This is a genomic window from Pseudomonas koreensis, assembly GCF_025447595.1.
GTDB classification, from domain to species: domain Bacteria; phylum Pseudomonadota; class Gammaproteobacteria; order Pseudomonadales; family Pseudomonadaceae; genus Aquipseudomonas; species Aquipseudomonas koreensis_H.
Genome location: NZ_JAOEJU010000055.1, coordinates 1 through 290 on the forward strand (window position 1 = coordinate 1; position 290 = coordinate 290).

The 290-nt window shown below is 61.7% G+C and carries 1 pseudogene; it reads left to right on the forward strand.

The annotated features are described in order from the left end of the window. Positions 1-290 (forward strand): annotated as a pseudogene (locus tag N8H71_RS28725) (putative Ig domain-containing protein); the annotation flags it as partial.

A 290-nucleotide genomic window follows, 5' to 3' on the forward strand; every position in this document is an offset into this window, starting at 1 on the left:
TCGATCGATTACACCCTGGGCACCAACCTCGAGAACCTGACGCTGCTCGGTTCGGCGCTCAACGGCACCGGCAACAGCCTGAACAACACCCTCATCGGCAACGACGGCAACAACGTGCTCGACGGCGGCCTGGGTGCCGATGGCATGGCCGGTGGCCTGGGCAACGACACCTACTACGTCGATAACGTCGGTGACTACGTTGTTGAAGGTGCCAACGCCGGCGTCGATACCGTTATCGCCTCGGTGACCCATACCCTGAGCGCCAACGTTGAAAACCTGACCCTGACCGG